Origin of the sequence: Mesorhizobium sp. M8A.F.Ca.ET.202.01.1.1 (genome assembly GCF_004791595.1) — a bacterium.
Lineage (GTDB): Bacteria > Pseudomonadota > Alphaproteobacteria > Rhizobiales > Rhizobiaceae > Mesorhizobium.
Map to the genome: position 1 here is coordinate 1 of NZ_SRUN01000077.1, position 442 is coordinate 442.

1 protein-coding gene is annotated in these 442 nt (G+C 72.6%); it reads right to left on the minus strand.

Annotated features, from left to right (window positions below):
- Positions 1 to 431, minus strand: a 431-nt coding sequence (locus EN845_RS33910; RefSeq protein WP_281041056.1) for an ATP-binding protein, incomplete at its 3' end; no start/stop codon positions are given.
- Between the last annotated feature and the right edge of the window lie 11 nt (positions 432 to 442).

Genomic DNA, 442 nt, shown 5'->3' on the forward strand with positions numbered 1-442 from the left:
GCATAGACGGCCGCTTCGCCGTCCTCGCCGTCGGCGAAAACGCGATCGAGGCGGATGAGCCCTGAAGCCGGGCTGCTGGCAAGGGCGCCGATCAGCGCGGCCGCCCGCCGGCCGAGTTCCTCGCGCTCGGCGGCCGCCTGCCCGGCCTTGGTGATCGCCTGCTCAGCGCGCGCCTCGCCGTCGCCGCCTGCAAGCGACATGCGCAGGCGCGGGCGCTCGAAACGCTGGTCGACATTGGTCGGATCCTCGATCCAGCCGATGCCGCGGCGCTTCAGCATGTCGCGCAATGCCGCGCGCCGCGTGCCGAGCAGCGGTCGGCCGATCCATGTGCGCCAGTCGTGGAGCGTGGCGGGCGCCATGCCGGCCAAGCCGCGCGTCCCCTCGTCGCTAGCCCCTTCGACGCGTGCCTCTTCATTGCGGGCTTGCCGCATCAGCACCGTCT